Below are 19,342 nucleotides of genomic sequence, written 5' to 3' on the forward strand. Positions count from 1 at the left end.
CGGGGTGCGCGGCTCACCCCGCGGCCAGGCGCGGAGCGGATTCACGACCCGCCCGCGGAGGTCCTGCGATTGCGCCAGCCGGAGACGCCGTTCGCTGCGACGGGTGGCGGGGCCGCCTCGGGTGGCAGGGCCGCCTCGGGTGGCGCCACCGGGTCGGACGCCGGAGTCGGCTCGGTGCCGGAATCCGCCGGGGAAGGCCGCGAAGCGGACCGGTTCGAGGCGGCGGCCGAGGGTGAGGCGTGCAGCGCCGGGGGAGCCGGGATCGAGGCGAGCGGCAGTGCTCCGGACACTGCGGTCGGCGCGCCGGCGATCATCGAACGGAGCAGCATCTCCCGGAATTCCTCGAGATCCGCGCCGTTGAAGTGTTCGGATTCGAGCATGTTCTCGAACAGCTGCTTGGAGTCCGCGAAGTTCGCCCGCTGCTGCTGTTCCAGCTCCCGCTGACGCTCGTGAAGCATGTTCAGGACGGTGAGGGACTGTCCGGGATGGTGCGTTAGATACATGGTGATCAGTCCGAACTCACCCTGGACCCCGGCGGCGACGGCCTTCAGCCGCTCCGCGGCCAACCGGTTCTCGTGGCGTTGCTGGTCGACGTCGAGGACGTGCGCACGCTGCTGGAGATCGTGGTCGTAACCCAGTTGGGCCTGCTGACGAAGGTAGCGCTGGGTGGCGTCGTCCAGGCTCAGCCGCGCCGCCACCGAGAAGACCGTGATACCGAGACCGGCCATCGGAATCGGCCGCGCGGACAGCTGATTGATCTCGCCCTCCGCCAGCGCGCAGTCGCGGATCTCGTATTTCCGACCGATGCGGCGCATCAGGTCGAAAACGTAGTCGGCCACGGCCCGTTCGGCGTAGAGCACCTGCTCCCGGACGACGGTCGCCGGGTCGGTGACACGCCAACCCACCTTGGCCGTCGTGGTGAAGCAGAAGCGGTCGTCCCTCGTACGGAGTTCGTCGTCGGTCTTGATGATCGAGGTGCGTGCGGCGATGGAGACGTGGAACATCTCCCGGTAGCGGCCGGAGAGCACCTCGTTCATCGTCAGCATCCGATCGAGGTGTTCCGTCCGTCCGCCGGCAGTGGCGTAGACCGCGGTCACTCCCGGCCGGAGCATCGGGGGACGCAGGAACTGCGCTCGCGTCAGCGGGAAACGGCCGAGGATCAACGGCCGCTCCTGGTACGGGATCGCGCCGGGGCCTCGGCGGTGCACGGGGTGGGCTTTGCCGGCCGGACGCGCCCGCACTGGTTTCGGATCGTTCGTGGCCATGGTGCTCTCCTTCAGGTGAGGGCGTCGAGGACAGCCGCCGCGGTCCGCTCCGCCGGGTCGTTGTCATGCCGCGTCCGCCAGCCGCGGGCCAAGTAGTCGACGGTGCGCGTGGCCCGGCGTTGTCCGTCGGCCACCATCGCCAGCAGGGTCGCGAGGGCTGCCCGGGCGGAAGCGCTCTGCTCCGCGAGGCCTGCCCACACTCCGATCATCGACGCGGCGGCCTCGTGGAGTGGCCGGCCCAGCAGCGTTTCGCGCCATGCGCGCGCCAGCTGCCGTCGCAACGGTTCGTCGTCGTCCGCGAGCCGGAGCAGAAGTGGCCATTCGGCCTCGTCGCCGTCCGGGCCCGCGGTCCGCAGATCGGCGGCGAGCCGCAGGAACGCCACCTGGCCGGTGAGCCGGCGAGTGAGTTCGTCGTCGGAGAGCCAGTTCAGGATGCTCTCGAGCACAGACGTCGTCCGGGTGTCGTCGGCTTCGACGATCTCCGCGAGACTTTTACCGATGGCGAAGGCGACCTCGAAGTGCTCGGTGTCGGCCAAAACTCCCAGTTGCTCCAGCGCGTGTTCCGGCGCCTCGGTTCCTAGCGCGGCCCCGTAGACCCGGGCGACCACTTCCTGCAGCTCCGGCGAACTGTCCGACGTCCAGTCGTCGACCAGCGCGATCACCTGCTTGCGCAGGGAATCGCTGGTACCCGGCTGCTGCAGCGCGTAGGCGGCCATTTCCCGCTGGTTCACGCTGTCGCTGGTGGCCCACGGCTGCAGCACTGTGCGGTGAAGCAGGTCGAAGGCTTCGAGTGAGAGCAGTCCCACGGCGGTCGCGGCGCGGATCCGGACGATCTCCGATGGGTGGTCCCCCATGGCACGCAACCAGTGTTGGAAATCGTCGCGCGCGTCGTCGTACTCGCGCCACACCAGGCCGAGCACCTCCCCGGGATACGCCGGATCCCGATAGCGGATCAGCTGGGCGGGCACCTCACCGAAGGGGCTGTTCGCGGCCTCGGCGAACAGATCGGCCCGGAGCCGCCCCATCCGCTGGGTCTTGCTGTCGGCGAAGCGGTCGGCGGGCGGCGGCGCGTTGAGACTCCCCGGAGGCAGCGGCGGTTCCAGCCGGAGCCGGAGCTCATCGGCCGCCGCCACCACGGTCTCGTAGGGAAGCCCATCGAGCAGCGACAGCGCGACCGCCAGGCACCGGAGCTGGCTGCCGGGAAGGTCGACGAACCAGCTCTCCACCTCGCGCCTGACGTCGCGTCGCATGCGGGTGCGCAGCAGGTGCGGATCGACCTTGCCCCGCCGCTCCAGTTCGGCGACGTGCCGCGCGAACTCGGCCGCGCGTGACAACGCGGCGCTCGCCGGAACCTCCGCGGCGAAGAGCGAACTAATCTCGGTGAGCGCGATGACCGGCGCCGCACGGTCCGGACCCAAATGGTGTCGCAGGTGGGCGTGGTACACCGCATCGACGGACGCGGGCGCGCCCAACTGCTGGACGAAACGGTGGATCCCCGGGTCGGTGAACGTCACTCCGTCGCCGATCGTGACGACCAGATGTGCGCGACAGCTCTCGAGCTTGGTCTCCAGGTCCTCCAGTGCCCGGACCGTCAGACGGCGGGCCGAGACCTCGGTCAGATCGTCGATGAGGTAGCCGGTGTTCTCCCGGAGCGAGTTGACGACGTCGTCGGTGGTGACGTCCGGGTCGTAGCGCCGTAGATCCGGATACCCGGCGCCGAGGAGCGCGGACAGCGCGGCGGCGGCCTTGCCGTGTCCCCGGGGTGCTTGCAGCAGGATCACGCGCCGGTCGACCAGGAGCGTCTGTAGTTCGGGGTAGCCGGGGCCCTCGGCGAACGCCGCAGTCGACGCCGTGTCGATGATGTACGTCGCGACGGACCGGTTCGTGCCGAACACCTGATAGACGATCTTGTCGCGGCTAATCACATCGCCGTCGACGGACGCATCGCCGCTGATCTGCGTACCGCCGCTGCCGAACACCGCGCGGGCATCACGGAGATTGCGGTTCGCCGCCGCGGCCTGGCGTGGATTCTGAGCGTTGTTGCGGATCTCGTCGCGGGCCTGGCTCGACTTCTTCGGCGGGGCCTCGGACGCCGGCACCCCGGCCGGATCGCCGGCCCCGCGGTCCGGCTCGGGTGATGGTGTGGGGTCCGGGCGAGGTGCATCCACGGGATCAGGGCTCATGAGCCACTCCGAGAACGACGCGGATCGCCGTCGATCCGGTCCCGGCCGACCACACCGCCGTGGACGGTCGCGGAGCCGCCGATGTACGTCCCACCCTGCGCGAAATGAACGGGTGGGCCACCCGGCTGGGGAACGGCGGCCTCACCAGGGCCGATCCGGTCCTCAAGCTCCGCGAAAAGATGGTCGAGGTCCATCTCGGCGTAGCGAACCCGCAGGCGAACGAACTGCCGGCTGATCAGTGGCCGCACGTCGACCGGAATCTCCCCGGCCAGCGGGAGTTCTGCGTCGTTGAGCAGGATGGGGACGACGGCCTTCCCCCGGTCCAACGCCTCGACGATCTCGCGCCGCACATAGTCGTCCGGATTGTCGATGCGTCGCTGCCCCGCGTCGGTGGTCAAGGTCAACCACTGCCGACCGATCAATACGAGAACGACGTCGCTCGTCAGGAGCCGGTGCCACAGTTCCGGCGAGAAGTCGTCGCCGGCCCGCAGCGAACGACAGTCCCGGAAGACCTGATCCGGCCCGTATAGGTCGCAAAGTCTCTTGTCGACGAGCGCAGCCGCGAAGCCGTCGTCGTCGGTGCGGTAGTTGATGAAGATCCCAGTCATCGCGTCCAATCAGAGAGGGCACTCGCGCCGATCGCGGCCAGGCGTCGACTACATTCCGTACGGTGCAAAGGATGGCCCGAACGGTGCGGGCGAGCGCAAGAAGTGGATCGTCACGCGGGGGCCAGGCGCGACCGAATCAGAATGTCAGCCGGTCAAGGGCCTAACAACGCGTTGCCCGGACCTGAATCACGGGGCAACGGGCGACGCTTCCACCCAGGACGCGATCATCCGGTCGACTACTATGCGTAGCGGATTGGCTCCAGCGAATGGACGCGGAGCGCATACGCGAGGTCGGTCAACGTGGCTCGCACCAACGGTCGCCGGCGCCAGCGGCCGACCGACCGGCTGAAGTTGCGCAGGTCGTGGCGAACCGTGGCGGAGTCGATGACCGGCGCCAGTTCGAGTACGGGCGCCACCGCGTCGCAGGCACGGTCGACCTCGCCGGCTTCGGCCAGCGAGACGGCCAGCCGGGCACCGAATCGCGCCCGGGTGCGGTGCGCTCGGGGCCCGAGCGATCGGATCTGATCCTCCAACATGGACGCGGCGTCGGCGGGATAGCCGAGGTCGTTGAGGCACCATGCGGTCGCGAAGGCCAGCGAGTCAGGCATCGTCGAGCTTCCGAACTGAGCGCCTGCCTCCGTGTCCCGTGTCTGCGCCGCCCACGCCGTGGCCCGCTCCAAAGCCGCGCGGCACGCCTCCTCGTCACCGGCGTACGCGTGCCCTTGCGCTTCACGCTGCGCGGCCAGACCCCGGATCCGGACGTGGCAATCGCTGGCCTGGGCCTCTCGGCTCAGCGCAATCGTGCGCATCGAATCGCCCTGATACAGCGCGATGTCCGCCCGGCGCACCAAAGCGTACGTAGCGGTCTCGCGATCGCCCGCCGCGTCGGCCAGCCGGACCGCGTACGCCGTCCACCAGAGAGCGGCCGCGTCGCTCCCGTTCTCCTGGGCCATCCAGCCGGTGTACTCAGCGAATCGCGAGGCGAGTTCGAGCATTGCCACCCGCTCGGATGCGGCGGTCGTGGCCACCACTCCGCGCACGACATTCGTCGCACTAATCAGCATCTGGCTGACGAGGCCGGACGGAGCACGTTGCCCGAGCCTCCGCAGATCGACGAACCACCCGTGGAAAGCCGGAACCACGTGTTCGGCCGCACCAGCCCATCCATACGGCGGCCCGATGATCCAGCCCATCCATTGTTGGGTACCGTTCGCCACCGAAGAAGTGCGATCCAGTGCCGAGAATTCGGTCTGGCCGTCGCTCGTCATGCTGAGCGTCCAGATGTCGCCATGCGGCCCGGCCGCGTCCGGAACATCGACGATCGTCGGAGCGACGTGTTTGACGAGTTCGCCCCGCGCGCCGAGTTCTCGGTCACACGCCCGGGCCAAGGCCAGGCTCGGCTGTTTATGACCGTGCTCGATCCGACTCAGGTGGCTCTTGCTGTAATTCGCGCGTTTGGCCAGTTCGGCCTGGCTGAATCCAGCCTTCTCCCGAAAGCGCCGTAATGCATCACCGAATGCCGCGGGCCCTGTTGGATCAGTACTCATCTCGCCCCCCGGCCGATGAATAAGATGGCCGTCCCGCGGATCACGGAAAGCCTCTATCCGCGCCTCCGGAATCCCATTCCCACCCGCCGGACGAGTCGAGCCTAGACTCGCGCGTCCGGAAAGGACAACCCCCGTTCGACAGGCATTCACTGATCGGGATGTGCGCCTGAAGGGGAAGGTGTGACGTATTTTTCGAGTGTTTCGGAAGCGGACTCAGCCTGACAGCTCGAACTGCCGGATCTTGCGGTAGATCGTGGCGCGGGACATGCCGAGCGCCGACGCGGCGGCGAGCTTGTCGCCGTCGTGCAGCGCCAGCGCGTCGACGATCGCGTCGCGTTCCATCGCCTCGATCGGGGTCAGCTGGCGGCGCACCGTGGAGCGGCACACCGGCGGCAGCTCCTCGAGGCCGGCCTCGCCGGAGCGGCGGCGCCTGCTCACGGTGCCGAGCACCGCACGCAGCTGCGTGATGTTGCCCGCCCAGGGCAGGCGCATGAGCTGGTTGAGCGCGGCCTGCGACAGGGACAGCTCGGACGCGCCGAGCTGGTCCAGCAGCACCCGCACCAGCGCCGGGACGTCGGTGAGGTGATGTCTGAGCGGCGGCACCCGCACGGTGCGGGGGAAGAACCCCAGCAGCTGGACGCCCCAGTGCTCGGTCGACGCGCCGTCGAGCGTGGTCAGCGCGATCCAGGGCCCGCGCGGATCCAGGTCGTCGTGCACGGACTGGAACAGTGCGGCCAGCCCGTCGACGCAGTCGGCGGAGAGCAGGTGCGCGTGCGTGATCAGCAGGTCGGCGTCGGCGTCCAGCGCGGCCGCGGCCCGGTCGACGACGTCGGTCTCGGCGGAGAGCGTCACGAGCCGGCGGCCGACGGCTCCCTCGGCCTGGGCGGCGCGGACGATCGACTGTTTCCCGGTGCCCGCTTCGCCCTCGACGATCACCCACTCGCGTCGGGCGCACGCGTCGAGCACCTCGTGGGCGGTGCGGCGCCACACCGGGTTGTCGCCGGCGAGCCCGGGGAACGCGATCGCCCGCCGGTGGGAGGGCCGCGCCCGGTGCGGCTTGATCTGCACGATGCCGCCGGCGAGCAGTTCGTCGACGAACGTCGGCTGGTAGGAGAGCCGAGCGGTCAGGCCGCTGGGGAGTTCGGCCAGCGCGGTGTAGGGCCGGCGGCGGCCGCGGGCGTCGCGGGACTGGTCGATGATCGCCGCCTGGTCCCCGGCGTCGAAATGCTGCTGCATCACCGAGTTCATCATGAAGACCTTCTCGCCCAGCGCGATCACGGCACCGCCGGAGTGCTGGCAGGCCAGCCGGTAGTCGCCGAGTAAGGCCCGGTCGAGCATGCTCGACTCGTCGAGGATGCGCTCCTGGATGCGTGCGGCGGCCAGCTTGGCGAACGAGAGCAGCAGCTGGTTGGACAGCTCGGACTGCGTGGTGATGTCGACGACGCCGAGCAGGCCCCCGGTGACCGGGTGCGTGATCAGGGCCCCGGCGCAGGAGAAACGGGTGAGGTCACCGGTGTAGTGCTCGGCGCCGTCGACGAGGATCGCCTGGCCCACTTCGAGGGCGGTGCCGATGCCGTTGGTGCCCACCTCGGCCTCGGAGTAGGTGAAGCCCGGCGCGAGGCTCACCGCGTCGAGGGCACGCAGCAGCGCGGTCTGGCCCTCGCTGCGCCACAGCACCAGACCTTTCGCGTCGGTCAGGATGAGGCACACCGGTTCGTCGACGAGTTCGGCGGCGAGCGCGTCGAGCACCGGCGCCGCGGCCCGCGTCAGCAGCGACGGGCGGTTGGCCAGCGGTGAGAACGCCGGTGCGGGCCGGTCCAGGTCGACCGACGCCGCGCGGGACCGTTCCCAGGACACCCGGATCGCGTTCCGCACGGAGGGCGCGGCCCCGGGCGCCGCGGCCAGGAAGCGTTCTCGATCTTGCCGGGAAGCGTCTGAACTCATGCGGCACGTCCCTTCGGGCTCCGGATTTAACCCGCTGCGTACCTGAACTTAACGTGCCCTCCCTGTGAGCCAAGTCTCACATTGAGACAGGACCTCCGCCGGGCGCCGGGTTGCATCGGGGCTGTCGCCAAACGGCCGACTGACGACCCAGGAGGCGTCCGTGAGCAGGCAAAGTCTCAGCAAGGCCCACGCCAAGATCAGCGAGTTGACGTGGGAGCCGACCTTCGCCACCCCGGCGACTCGGTTCGGCACGGACTACACGTTCGACCACGCGCCGAAGAAGGACCCGCTGAAGCAGATCATGCGGTCCTACTTCCCGATGGAGGAGGAGAAGGACAACCGCGTCTTCGGCGCCATGGACGGCGCGATCCGCGGAAACATGTTCCGGCAGGTGCAGGAACGCTGGATGGAGTGGCAGAAGCTGTTCCTGTCGATCATCCCGTTCCCGGAGATCTCCGCGGCCCGGGCGATGCCGATGGCCATCGAGGCCGTGCCGAACCCGGAGATCCACAACGGGCTGGCCGTTCAGATGATCGACGAGGTTCGTCACTCGACGATTCAGATGAACCTCAAGAAGCTGTACATGAACAACTACATCGACCCGGCCGGGTTCGACATGACCGAGAAGGCGTTCGCGAACAACTACGCGGGCACCATCGGCCGGCAGTTCGGTGAAGGGTTCATCACCGGTGACGCGATCACCGCCGCCAACATCTACCTCACGGTCGTGGCCGAGACCGCGTTCACGAACACGCTGTTCGTCGCGATGCCGGACGAGGCCGCCGCCAACGGCGACTACCTCCTGCCGACGGTGTTCCACTCGGTGCAGTCCGACGAGTCGCGGCACATCAGCAACGGGTACTCGATCCTGCTGATGGCGCTGGCCGACGAGCGCAACCGGCCGCTGCTCGAACGCGACATGCGCTACGCCTGGTGGAACAACCACTGCGTGGTCGACGCCGCGATCGGCACGTTCATCGAGTACGGCACGAAGGACCGCCGGACCGACCGCGAGAGCTACGCGGAGATGTGGCGTCGCTGGATCTACGACGACTACTACCGCAGCTACCTGATCCCGCTGGAGAAGTACGGCCTGACGATCCCCCACGACCTGGTCGAAGAGGCCTGGAACCGGATCGTGAACAAGGGGTACGTGCACGAGGTCGCGCGCTTCTTCGCCACCGGCTGGCCGGTGAACTACTGGCGGATCGACACGATGACCGACACGGACTTCGCCTGGTTCGAGGAGAAGTACCCGGGTTGGTACTCGAAGTACGGCAAGTGGTGGGAGAACTACAACCGCCTGGCCTACCCCGGCCGCAACAAGCCGATCGCGTTCGAGGAGGTCGGCTACCAGTACCCGCACCGGTGCTGGACGTGCATGGTGCCGTGCCTGATCCGCGAGGACATGGTCGTCGACAAGGTGGACGACCAGTGGCGGACGTACTGCTCGGAGACCTGCCACTGGACCGACGCGGTGGCCTTCCGGGGCGAGTACGAGGGCCGCAGCACCCCGAACATGGGCCGGCTCACCGGTTTCCGGGAGTGGGAGACGCTGCACCACGACAAGGACCTCGCGGACATCGTGCAGGACCTCGGCTACGTGCGTGACGACGGCAAGACCCTGATCGGTCAACCGCACCTGCGTCTGGACGACCCGTCCAAGCTGTGGACGCTCGACTCGGTCCGCGGCAACCGCTTCCTGAGCCCGAACGTGCTGCTCAACCGGATGTCCGACGCCGAGCGCGACGAGCACGTCGCGGCGTACCGGGCCAACGGCACCACAGCGTCCTGACCCATCGGTGGCGCCGCTCTCGCGGCGCCACCGAGCCCAGAAGGAGCCCCCGTGGCCGACAAGCACCGCATCCGCTTCGAACCGGTCGACATCGAGATGGACGTCGAGGAGGACGAAACCATTCTCGACGCGGCCTTCCGGCAAGGCGTCCACCTCATGCACGGGTGCCGTGAAGGGCAGTGTTCGGCCTGCAAGTCCTACGTGCTCGACGGCGAGATCGACATGGACCGGTACTCGACGTTCGCGCTGAACGACGCCGAGGCCGCCGACGGTTACGTCCTGCTGTGCCGCTCCCACGCGTACAGCGACTGCGAGATCGAGCTGCTCAACTTCGACGAGGGCGAGCTGCTCAACGGGATTCCGATCCAGCAGGTGCGGACCACGGTCACGGCGATCGAGCCGATGACCCGCGACATCGTGTCGCTCCGGCTCGCCGCCCCGGGCTACGAGTTCAAGCCGGGCCAGTACGCCGACCTCACGATCCCGGGCACCGACGAGCACCGCTCGTTCTCGATGGCCACGACCATGTCGACGCCCGGCGAGCTCGAGTTCCTGATCAAGAAGTACCCGGGCGGGAAGTTCTCCGGGTTGCTGGACGGGGGCCTGGCGGTCGGCGACGAGATCGACCTGACCGGCCCGTACGGTTCCTTCACGCTGAAGGAGGGCCACGTCCTGCCGGTGGTCTGCATCGGGGGCGGCGCCGGAATGGCCCCGATCCTGTCGTTGCTGCGTTCCATGAGCGAAACCGGCGTCCGCCGGCCGGTGCGCTTTTACTACGGCGCCCGCACCGCAGAGGACCTGTTCTACCTGGACGAAATCGCGGCGCTCGGTGCGACGCTCCCCGACTTCGAGTTCGTGGCCTGCCTGTCAGCGGTCGATTCCGCCACGACCGGAGTCCAGCTGGGGAACGTCACCGATGTCGTCGGGCGCCGCGAGCCCAGCATCGCCAAATGCGAGACCTACCTGTGCGGCCCGCCGCCGATGGTGGATGCGGCGCTGGCGTTCCTGCAGGCCAACCAGGTGCCGCTGGACCAGATCTTCTACGACAAGTTCACCAGCCCGGCACACCAGTAGAAGGAGCCGAACCCATGGCGAGGACCGAAGCGAAAACACGCAGTTTCCCGGGAATCGAATTCACCGATTCCGAGGCCGGTGCGCTCACGTTCCCGAGTTCCACCAGCCGCAGCTACAACTACTACCAGCCGGCGCGGCGCCGGGCGTCGATCTACGAGGACGTGACCGTCGACGTCCAGCCCGACCCCGACCGGCACCTGACGCAGGGCTGGATCTACGGGTTCGCCACCGGCCCCGGCGGCTACCCGCACGACTGGACCGCGGCGAAATCCTCGAACTGGCACGTGTTCCGCGATCCGAACGAGGAGTGGAACCAGACGATCTACCGGAACAACTCCGCGGTCGTCCACCAGGTCGAGCTGTGCCTGGCCAACGCCAAGCGCGCCCGGGCCTACCAGGGCTGGAACCCCACCTGGGTGAAGTTCGTGGAGCGCAACCTCGGCGCCTGGATGCACGTGGAGAACGGGCTGGGTCTCCACGTCTTCACCGCCATCCAGCGCTCCGGCCCGACGAACATGATCAACACCGCGGTCGCGGTGAACGCCGCGCACAAGCTGCGGTTCGCCCAGGACCTCGCGCTGTACAACCTGGACCTGTCCGAGGCCGGCGTCGGCTTCGACGGCGAGGCGCACATCGGGGTCTGGAAGGACGCCCCGGAGTGGCAGCCGACCCGGGAGATCGTCGAGCGGCTCACCGCCGTCGAGGACTGGTGCCAGCTGCTGTTCGCGTCGAACATCGTGTTCGAGCAGTTGGTGGGGTCGCTGTTCCGGTCCGAGCTGGTCATGCAGATCAGCGCACGCAACGGCGACTACATCACGCCGACGATCGTCGGCACCGGTGAGCACGACTACGACCGGGACCTCTCCTACACCCGGAACCTGTTCCGGCTGCTCACCCGGGACGAGACCCACGGCGACGCCAACAAGGAGCTGTTCGGGCAGTGGATGTCGGTCTGGGTGCCCCGGGCCCTGGACGCGGCGAAGGCGCTGCAGCCGATCTGGTCGCAGCCGGCCGACAAGCCGGTCACGTTCGCCTCCAGCCTCGAGGCGGCCACGAGCAAGTTCCGGTCGCTGCTCGCCGAATTGGACATCGACGCACCCAAGGAGCTGGACCAGTGAAGTTCGGATCGCAGGCGGAGTTCTCCAACAAGTGCGGCGTGACGCTGATGAACACGCCGGTCGGCCGGGTGGTCGCCGAGGTCATGGGCGAGAAGGACGGCGTCGAGCTCACCAACTACCCGTCGATGATCCGCGTCGACGGCACCCGGCTGCTCGAGTTCGACTACGACGAGCTCACCGAGGCGCTCGGCTCGGAGTTCGACGGTTCGATCTTCGAGGAGATCAGCTCCACCCACTACGGGCGGATGGTGCACCTCGACGACCGGACCTTGCTGTTCGCCAGCCCGGAGGACGCCGCCGAATACATCGGGTTCGACCTGACGCTCGCCGGGGAGTCGTGACATGGCCAAGGAACTGCGCTTCAACACCGACGCCCGGCGGCGGCTCGAAGCCGGCGTGAACGCGCTGGCCGACGCGGTCAAGGTGACGCTCGGACCGAAGGGGCGCAACGCGGTGCTGGAGAAGCTCACCGGCCCGCCGACGATCACCAACGACGGGGTGACGATCGCCCGGGAGATCCAGCTGCGCGACCCGTTCGCGAACATGGGCGCCCAGCTGGTCAAGGAAGTCGCGATGAAGACCAACGGTGTGGTCGGCGACGGCACGACGACCGCCACCGTGCTGGCCCAGGCGATGGTGCGCGAGGGCCTCAAGGCCGTCGACGAGGGGGCGAACCCGATGCGGGTGCGCCGCGGCATCGAGCAGACCGTGCCGGCGGTCGTGGAGGCACTGCGCCGGGTCGCGACCACCGTCGACGGACGCCGGGACCTGGAGCACATCGCCACGCTCGCGGCCAGCGACGACGACGCGATCGGCCGGGTGATCGCCGAGGCCGTCGACCGGGCCGGCCGCGACGGCGTCATCACGACCGAGGAGTCCGACGCCCCGGGTGTCTCGATGTCGCTCGTCGACGGCATCGAGTTCCACCACGGGTACGTCTCGGCGTACATGGTCACCGACCGCGAGCGCATGGAGGCGGTGCTCGACCAGCCGCTGATCCTGCTGACGAACAAGAAGATCAGCCAGGTGCAGGACATCATGCCGACGATCGAGGTCGCCAAACGCGCCGACCGGCCGCTCGTCGTGCTGGCCGAGGACGTCGACGGGCCCGCGCTGCAGCTGCTCGTCGGCGGCAACATGCACAACACGATGCGCTCGGTCGTCGTGCGTGCGCCCGGGTTCGGTCACCGCCGGGTCGCCGAGCTGGAGGACCTGGCGGTCGCGCTCGGCGGGCACGTCATCGCCAAGGACACCGGCGTCGAGCTGTTCGAGGTGGCCCGGGAACACCTGGGCAGCTGCGAACGGATCACGGTCACCGAGGACACGACGACACTCGTCGGCGGGCACGGAGCGGCCGGCCTGATCGAGGCGCGTATCGGCCAGCTCAAGGTGCAGCTGGAGCGCGCGCGCATCGACGGTGACCGCGACAGCCTGCAGGAGCGGCTGGCCCGGCTGACCGGGCGGGTCGCGGTGATCAGCGTCGGCGGGGCGACCAGCGTCGAGCAGAAGGAACGGATGCTGCGGGTCGAGGACGCGCTCGCGGCCACCCTCGCCGCGCTCGAGGAGGGCGTTCTCCCCGGCGGGGGCACCGCGCTGGTGCAGGCTCAGGCGGCCGCCGCCGCGGTCGAACTGGCCGGTGACGACGCGGTGGGCCGCGACGTCGTGCACCGCGCGCTGCCCGAACCGCTGCGCTGGATCGCGATCAACGCCGGTTACGACGGCGACAAGACCGTGGCCGAAGTGGCCGGTCTGCCGGCCGGGCACGGATTCGACGCGCTCACCGGCGAATTCAGTGAATTGTTCGGCGCGGGAATCATCGACCCGCTGAAAGTGACCAGGGCGGCGCTGGAGAGCGCGGCCTCGATCGCCGCATTGTTGATCACCACCGAAACTGCGGTGGTGGAGGAGATCATGGTCAATCCCGGCGCTATCGTCGCGCCCGGTTTCGGCGATCTGGCCGAGGGCATGGTGCGGCCCTCGAACATTTACTGAGATGGGTCGGTCCTGGGACGTGGGCACTTTCCTGGTGGTGGAGGGTGTCCTCGTCCTGGGCCTGTTCCTCGTGCGTGCGGGGTGCGTGCGCGTGGTGGACCGGGCCCTGCTGCCGAGCCCGGTCCTTCGACGGATCGACGTTCTCACCCGCGCGACCCCGGTGATCGCGGCGGTGTGCGTCGGGGCGGTCGTCGCCGGTCTCATATTGAGATGAGCACCGATGTTAGACCGCTCTAATTTGAGGACATGACGAATTGCTGCACGATTGAGCACACGCCGACCGTCGAACGGTATCTGAAAGTATTGTTCGAGAATCGCGGCGGAATATCGAACGTCGCGAGAGCGCTCGGCGTCGCCCCACCCACGGTCACCGCGATGGTGCACCGGCTGCGGGCCAGCGGCCTGGTGGAGCCGGACGCGCTGCGTCTCACCGCGCACGGCCTGCGTCACGCGCACGGCGCCGTCCGGCGCCACCGGTTGCTGGAGACGTTCCTGCACGACGTGCTCGGGGTGAAGTGGGACGAGGTGCACACCGAGGCCGAGAAGCTCGAGTTCGGGCTGAGCGAGCGTCTCGAGGACCTGATCGACCGCCGGCTCGGTCATCCCCGGCGCGATCCGCACGGCGACCCGATCCCGCCGAAGAACGGCGTCCACGACGAGGGCACCGAGATGCCGCTGGCGCTGGCTCGGCCCGGCGACCGGTTCCGGGTGCTACGCGTCAACGACCGGGACCCGGGTGCGCTGCGGGCGCTGTCGGCGCTGCGGGTGGGGCTCGGCGCCGAGTTCGAGGTTCTCGCCGGGGCCGCGGGCACCCGGCACGTCCGGACCGGCGACCGGGACCTGGTGCTGTCCGCGCCGGTGGTCCGGGTGATCCGAGGGGAGCTGACCGCATGACGCTCGACGAACTCCCCCACCGCTCGCGTGCCGTCGTGGTCCGGATCGACGGGGCCGGGCCCGGTCGGAGCCGGGTCATGGACCTGGGGCTGCTGCCGGGCGCCGAGGTCACCGCCCACCTGCCCAGCCCGCTGGGCGACCCGACCGCGTACCTGGTCCGCGGTTGCCTGATCGCGCTCCGGCGCGACCAGGCCCGCCTCATCCAGGTCCGGGCGACATGACGTCCCACGACTGCGACTCGTGTGCGCTGAGCGGCCTGCCGGTGCGCTCCGACGTCGTCGTCGCGCTGGCCGGTAACCCGAACTCCGGCAAGAGCACGCTGTTCAACGCGCTCACCGGGCTCCGGCAGCGGGTGGGCAACTGGTCGGGCACCACCGTGAGCCGCGCCGAGGGCACCTACCGGCTCGACGGCACCGCGTACCGCGTCGTGGACCTCCCGGGGGTGACGTCGTTCTGGGCGGCGGGCGGGGAGGAGCGGGTCGCCCGGAACTTCCTGCTCGGCGCCGAGGCCGACGTCACGGTCGTGGTCGTCGACGCGATGCGGCTGGAACGCCACCTCTACCTGGTGCTGCAGCTGCTGCGGATCACCCGGCGGGTCGTCGTCGCGCTGAACATGGTCGACGAGGCCGAGCGGGCCGGGATCGTCGTCGACGTCCGCCATCTGAACCGGGAGCTCGGCGTGCCGGTCGTACCCGTCGTCGCGCGGACCGCGCGGGGGGTGGACGCGCTGCTCGCCGCCGTGGCCACGACCGCGCGGGAGCCGCGGGTCGCCCCGGAGGCGGACGTCGGGGAATTCTCCGACGACCTGGTCGCGGCCACGTTCGCCGACGCCGAGCGGATCGCCGCGGCGGCGGTCGGCACGTCCGGGCGGGCCCCGCTGCGCACTGTCGACCAGTGGCTCGACCGCGCCCTCACCCACCGCGTCTGGGGTTTCGCGACGATGGGCGCGCTGTTCTTCGGCGTGTTCTGGCTGACGATCGCCGGCGCCGCCGTCCCGTCGGACCTGCTGTTCGCCGCGCTCGTCGACCACGGCCACCCGCTGGTGCGCGGCGTGCTGGAGAGCACCGGCGCGCCGGGCTGGCTGGTCGGGCTGACCGCCGACGGCGTCTACCTCGGCACGGCCTGGGTGATCGCGGTGATGCTGCCGCCGATGGCGATCTTCTTCCCGCTGTTCACGCTGCTGGAGGACTTCGGGTACCTGCCCCGGGTGGCGTTCAACCTCGACCGGTTGTTCCACGGCTCCGGCGCGCACGGCAAGCAGGCGCTGACGATGATGATGGGGTACGGCTGCAACGCCGCCGGCGTCACCGCCACGCGGATCATCGACAGTCCGCGCGAACGCCTGATCGCGATCGTCACGAACAACTTCAGCGTCTGCAACGGGCGCTGGCCGACGCTGATCCTGATGGGCACGGTGTTCGTGGGGTCGGTCGTGCCGCCGGTCTGGGCCGGCGTGGTGGGGGCGGCGGCCGTGGTGGCGGTCGCGGTCCTCGGCGTCGTCGTGACGCTCGCGGTGTCCTGGGCGCTGTCGCGGACCGTGCTGCGTGGCGAGGTCTCGGTCTACTCGCTCGAGCTGCCGCCCTACCGGCGTCCGCAGCTGTGGCGCACGGTCTACGTCAGCCTGATCGACCGCACGGCGAACGTGCTCCGGCGGGCCGTGGTGATGGCGGCACCGGCCGGCGCGCTGATCTGGATCATCGGCAACGTCGACGTCGGCGGGGTGAGCGTCGCGGTGCACCTGGTGCGGGGGCTGGACCCGTTCGGGATGCTGCTGGGGCTCAACGGGGTCGTGCTGCTCGCCTACCTGGTGGCGGTGCCGGCCAACGAGATCGTCGTGCCGGCGATCCTGATGCTCACGCTGGCGGCGAGCGGCGCCGGGCCCGCCGGGGTGCTGATCGACGCCTCGGACTCCCAGGCCTACGCCGTGCTGGCCCAGGTAGGGGGCTGGACGGTGCTGACCGCCGTCAACCTGATGCTGCTCTCGCTGCTGCACAACCCGTGCAGCACCACGATCCTGACGATCTGGAAAGAGACCAGGAGCGCGCGCTGGACCGCGACGGCCACGCTGCTGCCGCTGGCCCTCGGCGTCCTGGTCACGTTCACGACGGCGACGCTCGCGCGCTGGCTCTGAGAGGACACCCGGCGGGTGACGGGGCCGGGGAGATCTTCCGCGGCTGGGACCGGCTGATCGGTGTCGGGTTCGTTCCGCCGTGGCGGATCGTCGCCCCCGGCTGACATCCGCGGCCCGCCTCCGCCGGGAACCGATCGGCCCGCGCTACCGTCTCATCATCATGGTTGCGAAGCGGATTTTTCGGTCAGCAGTGCTCGGAACGGTACTGGTTGCCGCGGGTTGCGGGACCGTCGCCACCGCCGACGTCGCCTCCGACGGCCCGTCGGAGGGGCCGACGGTGTCCGAGGAACTCGTCCTGCGGGTGGAGGCGGTCGGTGGTTTCACGCCGCCGAGCTGGACCTACAGCCGCATCCCGATGGTGAGCATCTACGCCGACGGCCGGGTGATCACCGAGGGGCCGCAGGTGACGATCTATCCGGCTCCGGCCATGCCGAACCTGCAGGTCGCGACGATCTCCCGGAGCAAGGTCGACGAGCTGGTCGGTGCGGCACGCCGGGCGGGCGTCGGGGTTCCGACCGACTACGGCCAGCCCGGCGTGGCCGACGCGACCACGACCCGCTTCACGCTCGTCGAGGACGGCACGAAGGCCACCACCGAGGTGTACGCGCTCAGCGAGACCCGGGACGAGGACCCGGCGCTGACCGCGGCGCAGCGGCAGGCCCGCGAGCGGATGCGGACGCTGCTCACCACGCTGCGCCGGCCCCCGGGCGGCGACGAGACCTCGTACGCGCCGACGTCGCTCGCCGCGGTCGTGAGCGCGTACACCGCACCCGGCTCGGAGACCCCGCCGCCGGCCCGGGCCTGGCGCGGTGCCGCACTGCCCGGACCGGTCGTCGGCCCGGCCGACCTGCACTGCGTCACCACGACCGGCGACGCACTGCGTTCCGTGCTGGCCGACGCGGAGAGCGCGAACGTGCAGACGCCCTGGACGTACGACGGCAAGCAGTGGTCGGTGGCGTTCCGGCCGCTCCTCCCGGACGAGACCGGGTGCGAGTCGCTCGGTAAGTAAGCGGTGAGCAGGCGGCCCCCGTCCCGCCCCGAACGGGGGCTGCCTGTCACCCGATCAGGTCAGGCCGGTTCGCGCAGCTCCGCGCCTGCTTCGATTTCCCCGCGGGCTTCGGCCTGGAGCACCAGCTCGGCCCAGCCGCGGCGGTAACACGGCCACTCGCCGGGATACACGTGCGTGGCCGACCCGCAGTAGGCCGGGTTCGCCGCGTCGACGACGTGCTCGGCGACCAGGGCCCGCGCGGTCACGACGTCCTCCCGGACGTAACTGCGGTGCCATGCGCCCATCGCCACGCTCCTACTGTCCAAATCGGACACCACGCGTGACCCGCGTCGTGAGGATGCCCCGTGTCCGAGAGTATGGGCAAACTCGCATTACGCAAGCCTCAAACTGCTCCGACGCAATACCAGTTCTCGTACGCAGAACGCGCCCCCAAAATGCAAGACTGCAAACGGGACGCCTAATCAGAAGGGACGTCTTTCGTGGACGAAGTCAGCCCCACGCTCGCGCGGCGCATGCTCCTCTCCACCTTGCAGCGCCTCCACAAAGCCGACGGGCGTTCCACCGATGTGATCGGCACCGAGGTGGGGGTCGACGGGTCCACGGTCGCCCGCTGGTTGGCCGGTGGAAAACGCAAGTTACGCGCGCACGAGATCCGCGGGTTGTGCGACGCGTACGGCGTCGACGAGGACACGAAGAACCAACTCGTGCGGCTGGCCCAGGAGGCCGGCAGCGCCGGCGTCACCCAGCGCCTGTCCTGGTTCGCCACCTACCAGTTCGGCATGTTCCTCGACCTGGAGCGCGACGCCCGGCGCGTCGTCACGTTCGAGTCCACAGTGGTGCCCGGCCTGCTGCAGACCGCGGGTTACGCGCGCGCGGTGATCCGGGCCGGCGCTCCCGGCGCGGGCCTGAGCGGGGACGACGTCGACGAACGCGTGCAGTTGCGCCTGGAGCGCCAGTCCGTGCTCCGCCGCGACCGGCCGGTCGAGCTGCTCGCCATCCTGGACGAGGCCGTGCTCCGGCGCCCGATCGGCGACCGGGACGCCATGCGCGCCCAGCTGGCACACCTGCTCACGGCCAGCGAGTGGCCGAACGTCACGATCCAGATCCTGCCCTTCTCGGCCGGGCCGCACGCCGCCGCGGCGACCGGCCCCTTCGTCCTCTTGTCGTTCGACCATCTCGGGGACGCGCCCGGGGAGATCGCCTACGGCGAGAATCCAGCCAACGCCCTGTATATGGAGACACAAGAGGAAACGGACCGGTATCGACACGTTGTGGAGTATCTGGTAGGGCAGGCACTGAGCCCGACCGCCTCAGCGGCGATGATCGCCGGTGCGATGCAGGAGTACGGAGCCGAGAAGGAGGAGACCCATCATGAGACCGCCCGAACCTGACTTAGACGCCAACAGAGTGCGCTGGCGGAAATCCGCCCGGAGCGGGACGAACGGCAACTGCGTCGAAGTAGGAGCCGCATCGACCGCGATCGGCGTGCGTGACACCAAGGACCGGGGACAGGGCCCGGTCCTGGCGTTCAGCCACCCGACCTGGAAGGCGTTCCTGGACGGTTGCAAGGCCGGCGAGTTCGACCGCTAGAACGCACCTCGACGAGGGCGGCCGACCCATCCGGCGCTTGGGTCGGTCGCCCTCTGCGGTTGTATATACCCAGACGGTCACCTGAGTCCATCGTCGACAGTACGAACCCGCAGCGCGCAACGGTCCGACCTCTAGGATCGGCGGCATGACCGTCGCGCTGGCCGCTCCGCACCCCGCCGCCGTCGACGCCGC

General features: G+C 69.4%; 18 protein-coding genes. 12 read left to right on the forward strand and 6 right to left on the reverse strand.

The genetic code is table 11. The features are described 5' to 3' along the window. Positions 1 to 41: 41 nt before the first annotated feature. The 5 genes from ABD437_RS32405 to ABD437_RS32425 form a co-directional block, all read right to left on the reverse strand. Complete coding sequence (locus tag ABD437_RS32405; protein ID WP_344652754.1) at positions 42 to 1,265, reverse strand: hypothetical protein; 1,224 nt, start codon at positions 1,263 to 1,265, stop codon at positions 42 to 44. Positions 1,266 to 1,276: 11 nt separating this feature from the next. Next, entirely contained in the window at positions 1,277 to 3,448 is a 2,172-nt protein-coding gene (locus ABD437_RS32410) for a hypothetical protein (protein ID WP_344652755.1), read from the reverse strand. Further along, positions 3,445 to 4,056: a toll/interleukin-1 receptor domain-containing protein gene (locus ABD437_RS32415; RefSeq protein WP_344652756.1), complete on the reverse strand. Its 612-nt coding sequence runs from the start codon at positions 4,054 to 4,056 to the stop codon at positions 3,445 to 3,447. Before ABD437_RS32415 ends, ABD437_RS32410 begins: the two co-directional genes overlap by 4 nt. A 239-nt stretch (positions 4,057 to 4,295) precedes the next feature. After that, positions 4,296 to 5,603: a helix-turn-helix domain-containing protein gene (locus ABD437_RS32420; RefSeq protein WP_344652757.1), complete on the reverse strand. Its 1,308-nt coding sequence runs from the start codon at positions 5,601 to 5,603 to the stop codon at positions 4,296 to 4,298. 213 nt (positions 5,604 to 5,816) lie between these two features. After that, positions 5,817 to 7,547 carry a sigma-54-dependent Fis family transcriptional regulator gene (locus ABD437_RS32425; RefSeq protein WP_344652758.1) on the reverse strand — a complete coding sequence of 577 codons (1,731 nt, stop codon included), beginning with the start codon at positions 7,545 to 7,547 and terminating at the stop codon, positions 5,817 to 5,819. A 160-nt stretch (positions 7,548 to 7,707) separates the two neighbouring features. Here ABD437_RS32425 and ABD437_RS32430 point away from each other — a divergent pair, with 160 nt between their 5' ends. The 10 genes from ABD437_RS32430 (at position 7,708) to ABD437_RS32475 (ending at position 17,560) form a co-directional block, all read left to right on the forward strand. Next, on the forward strand, positions 7,708 to 9,342 hold the full coding sequence (locus ABD437_RS32430; protein WP_344652759.1) for a ferritin family protein: 1,635 nt from the start codon (positions 7,708 to 7,710) through the stop codon (positions 9,340 to 9,342). Between the two features lie 51 nt (positions 9,343 to 9,393). Then, entirely contained in the window at positions 9,394 to 10,416 is a 1,023-nt protein-coding gene (locus ABD437_RS32435; RefSeq protein WP_344652760.1) for a 2Fe-2S iron-sulfur cluster-binding protein, read from the forward strand. A 14-nt stretch (positions 10,417 to 10,430) separates the two neighbouring features. Continuing rightward, entirely contained in the window at positions 10,431 to 11,534 is a 1,104-nt protein-coding gene (locus tag ABD437_RS32440) for an aromatic/alkene monooxygenase hydroxylase subunit beta (RefSeq protein ID WP_344652761.1), read from the forward strand. Beyond that, positions 11,531 to 11,875, forward strand: a complete 345-nt coding sequence (mimD, locus tag ABD437_RS32445; RefSeq protein ID WP_344652762.1) for a propane 2-monooxygenase effector subunit MimD — start codon at positions 11,531 to 11,533, stop codon at positions 11,873 to 11,875. The genes ABD437_RS32440 and mimD overlap by 4 nt, the downstream gene beginning before the upstream one ends. 1 nt (position 11,876) lies before the next feature. Beyond that, positions 11,877 to 13,526 carry a chaperonin GroEL gene (gene groL, locus ABD437_RS32450; protein ID WP_344652763.1) on the forward strand — a complete coding sequence of 550 codons (1,650 nt, stop codon included), beginning with the start codon at positions 11,877 to 11,879 and terminating at the stop codon, positions 13,524 to 13,526. A 1-nt stretch (position 13,527) separates the two neighbouring features. Beyond that, positions 13,528 to 13,740, forward strand: a complete 213-nt coding sequence (locus tag ABD437_RS32455; RefSeq protein WP_344652764.1) for a hypothetical protein — start codon at positions 13,528 to 13,530, stop codon at positions 13,738 to 13,740. A 32-nt stretch (positions 13,741 to 13,772) separates the two neighbouring features. Beyond that, positions 13,773 to 14,420: a metal-dependent transcriptional regulator gene (locus ABD437_RS32460; protein WP_344652765.1), complete on the forward strand. Its 648-nt coding sequence runs from the start codon at positions 13,773 to 13,775 to the stop codon at positions 14,418 to 14,420. Beyond that, complete coding sequence (locus tag ABD437_RS32465) at positions 14,417 to 14,641, forward strand: FeoA family protein (protein WP_344652766.1); 225 nt, start codon at positions 14,417 to 14,419, stop codon at positions 14,639 to 14,641. Before ABD437_RS32460 ends, ABD437_RS32465 begins: the two co-directional genes overlap by 4 nt. Continuing rightward, a complete protein-coding gene (gene feoB / locus ABD437_RS32470) occupies positions 14,638 to 16,551 on the forward strand; it encodes a ferrous iron transporter B (protein ID WP_344652767.1) in 1,914 nt (637 codons plus the stop codon). The genes ABD437_RS32465 and feoB overlap by 4 nt, the downstream gene beginning before the upstream one ends. A gap of 277 nt (positions 16,552 to 16,828) precedes the next feature. Further along, positions 16,829 to 17,560 (forward strand): hypothetical protein, encoded by a 732-nt coding sequence (locus ABD437_RS32475; protein ID WP_344652768.1) that lies wholly within the window; start codon positions 16,829 to 16,831, stop codon positions 17,558 to 17,560. Between the two features lie 59 nt (positions 17,561 to 17,619). On the opposite strand, the gene ABD437_RS32480 is transcribed toward ABD437_RS32475, so the two are convergent. Further along, on the reverse strand, positions 17,620 to 17,850 hold the full coding sequence (locus ABD437_RS32480) for a hypothetical protein (protein ID WP_344652769.1): 231 nt from the start codon (positions 17,848 to 17,850) through the stop codon (positions 17,620 to 17,622). A 189-nt stretch (positions 17,851 to 18,039) separates the two neighbouring features. On the opposite strand from ABD437_RS32480, the gene ABD437_RS32485 reads away from it, so the two are divergent. Together ABD437_RS32485 and ABD437_RS32490 are read left to right on the forward strand one after the other, a co-directional pair. Beyond that, the gene (locus tag ABD437_RS32485; protein ID WP_344652770.1) at positions 18,040 to 18,951 is read left to right on the forward strand and encodes a helix-turn-helix domain-containing protein; all 912 of its coding nucleotides are present in this window, start codon (positions 18,040 to 18,042) and stop codon (positions 18,949 to 18,951) included. Continuing rightward, a complete protein-coding gene (locus ABD437_RS32490) occupies positions 18,932 to 19,150 on the forward strand; it encodes a DUF397 domain-containing protein (RefSeq protein ID WP_344652771.1) in 219 nt (72 codons plus the stop codon). Before ABD437_RS32485 ends, ABD437_RS32490 begins: the two co-directional genes overlap by 20 nt. The last annotated feature ends 192 nt before the right edge of the window (positions 19,151 to 19,342 follow it).

The organism is Cryptosporangium japonicum (genome assembly GCF_039524755.1).
GTDB lineage: Bacteria > Actinomycetota > Actinomycetes > Mycobacteriales > Cryptosporangiaceae > Cryptosporangium > Cryptosporangium japonicum.

What these genes read in the sequence shown, in the direction of transcription:
- groL (WP_344652763.1), top strand. Translation starts at nt 11,877, where the DNA reads ATGGCCAAGGAACTGCGCTTCAACACCGACGCCCGGCGGCGGCTCGAA.
- ABD437_RS32410 (WP_344652755.1), bottom strand. Translation starts at nt 3,448, where the DNA reads ATGAGCCCTGATCCCGTGGATGCACCTCGCCCGGACCCCACACCATCA.
- ABD437_RS32460 (WP_344652765.1), top strand. Translation starts at nt 13,773, where the DNA reads ATGACGAATTGCTGCACGATTGAGCACACGCCGACCGTCGAACGGTAT.
- ABD437_RS32455 (WP_344652764.1), top strand. Translation starts at nt 13,528, where the DNA reads ATGGGTCGGTCCTGGGACGTGGGCACTTTCCTGGTGGTGGAGGGTGTC.
- ABD437_RS32465 (WP_344652766.1), top strand. Translation starts at nt 14,417, where the DNA reads ATGACGCTCGACGAACTCCCCCACCGCTCGCGTGCCGTCGTGGTCCGG.
- feoB (WP_344652767.1), top strand. Translation starts at nt 14,638, where the DNA reads ATGACGTCCCACGACTGCGACTCGTGTGCGCTGAGCGGCCTGCCGGTG.
- ABD437_RS32440 (WP_344652761.1), top strand. Translation starts at nt 10,431, where the DNA reads ATGGCGAGGACCGAAGCGAAAACACGCAGTTTCCCGGGAATCGAATTC.
- ABD437_RS32415 (WP_344652756.1), bottom strand. Translation starts at nt 4,056, where the DNA reads ATGACTGGGATCTTCATCAACTACCGCACCGACGACGACGGCTTCGCG.
- ABD437_RS32490 (WP_344652771.1), top strand. Translation starts at nt 18,932, where the DNA reads ATGAGACCGCCCGAACCTGACTTAGACGCCAACAGAGTGCGCTGGCGG.
- ABD437_RS32405 (WP_344652754.1), bottom strand. Translation starts at nt 1,265, where the DNA reads ATGGCCACGAACGATCCGAAACCAGTGCGGGCGCGTCCGGCCGGCAAA.
- ABD437_RS32420 (WP_344652757.1), bottom strand. Translation starts at nt 5,603, where the DNA reads ATGAGTACTGATCCAACAGGGCCCGCGGCATTCGGTGATGCATTACGG.
- ABD437_RS32425 (WP_344652758.1), bottom strand. Translation starts at nt 7,547, where the DNA reads ATGAGTTCAGACGCTTCCCGGCAAGATCGAGAACGCTTCCTGGCCGCG.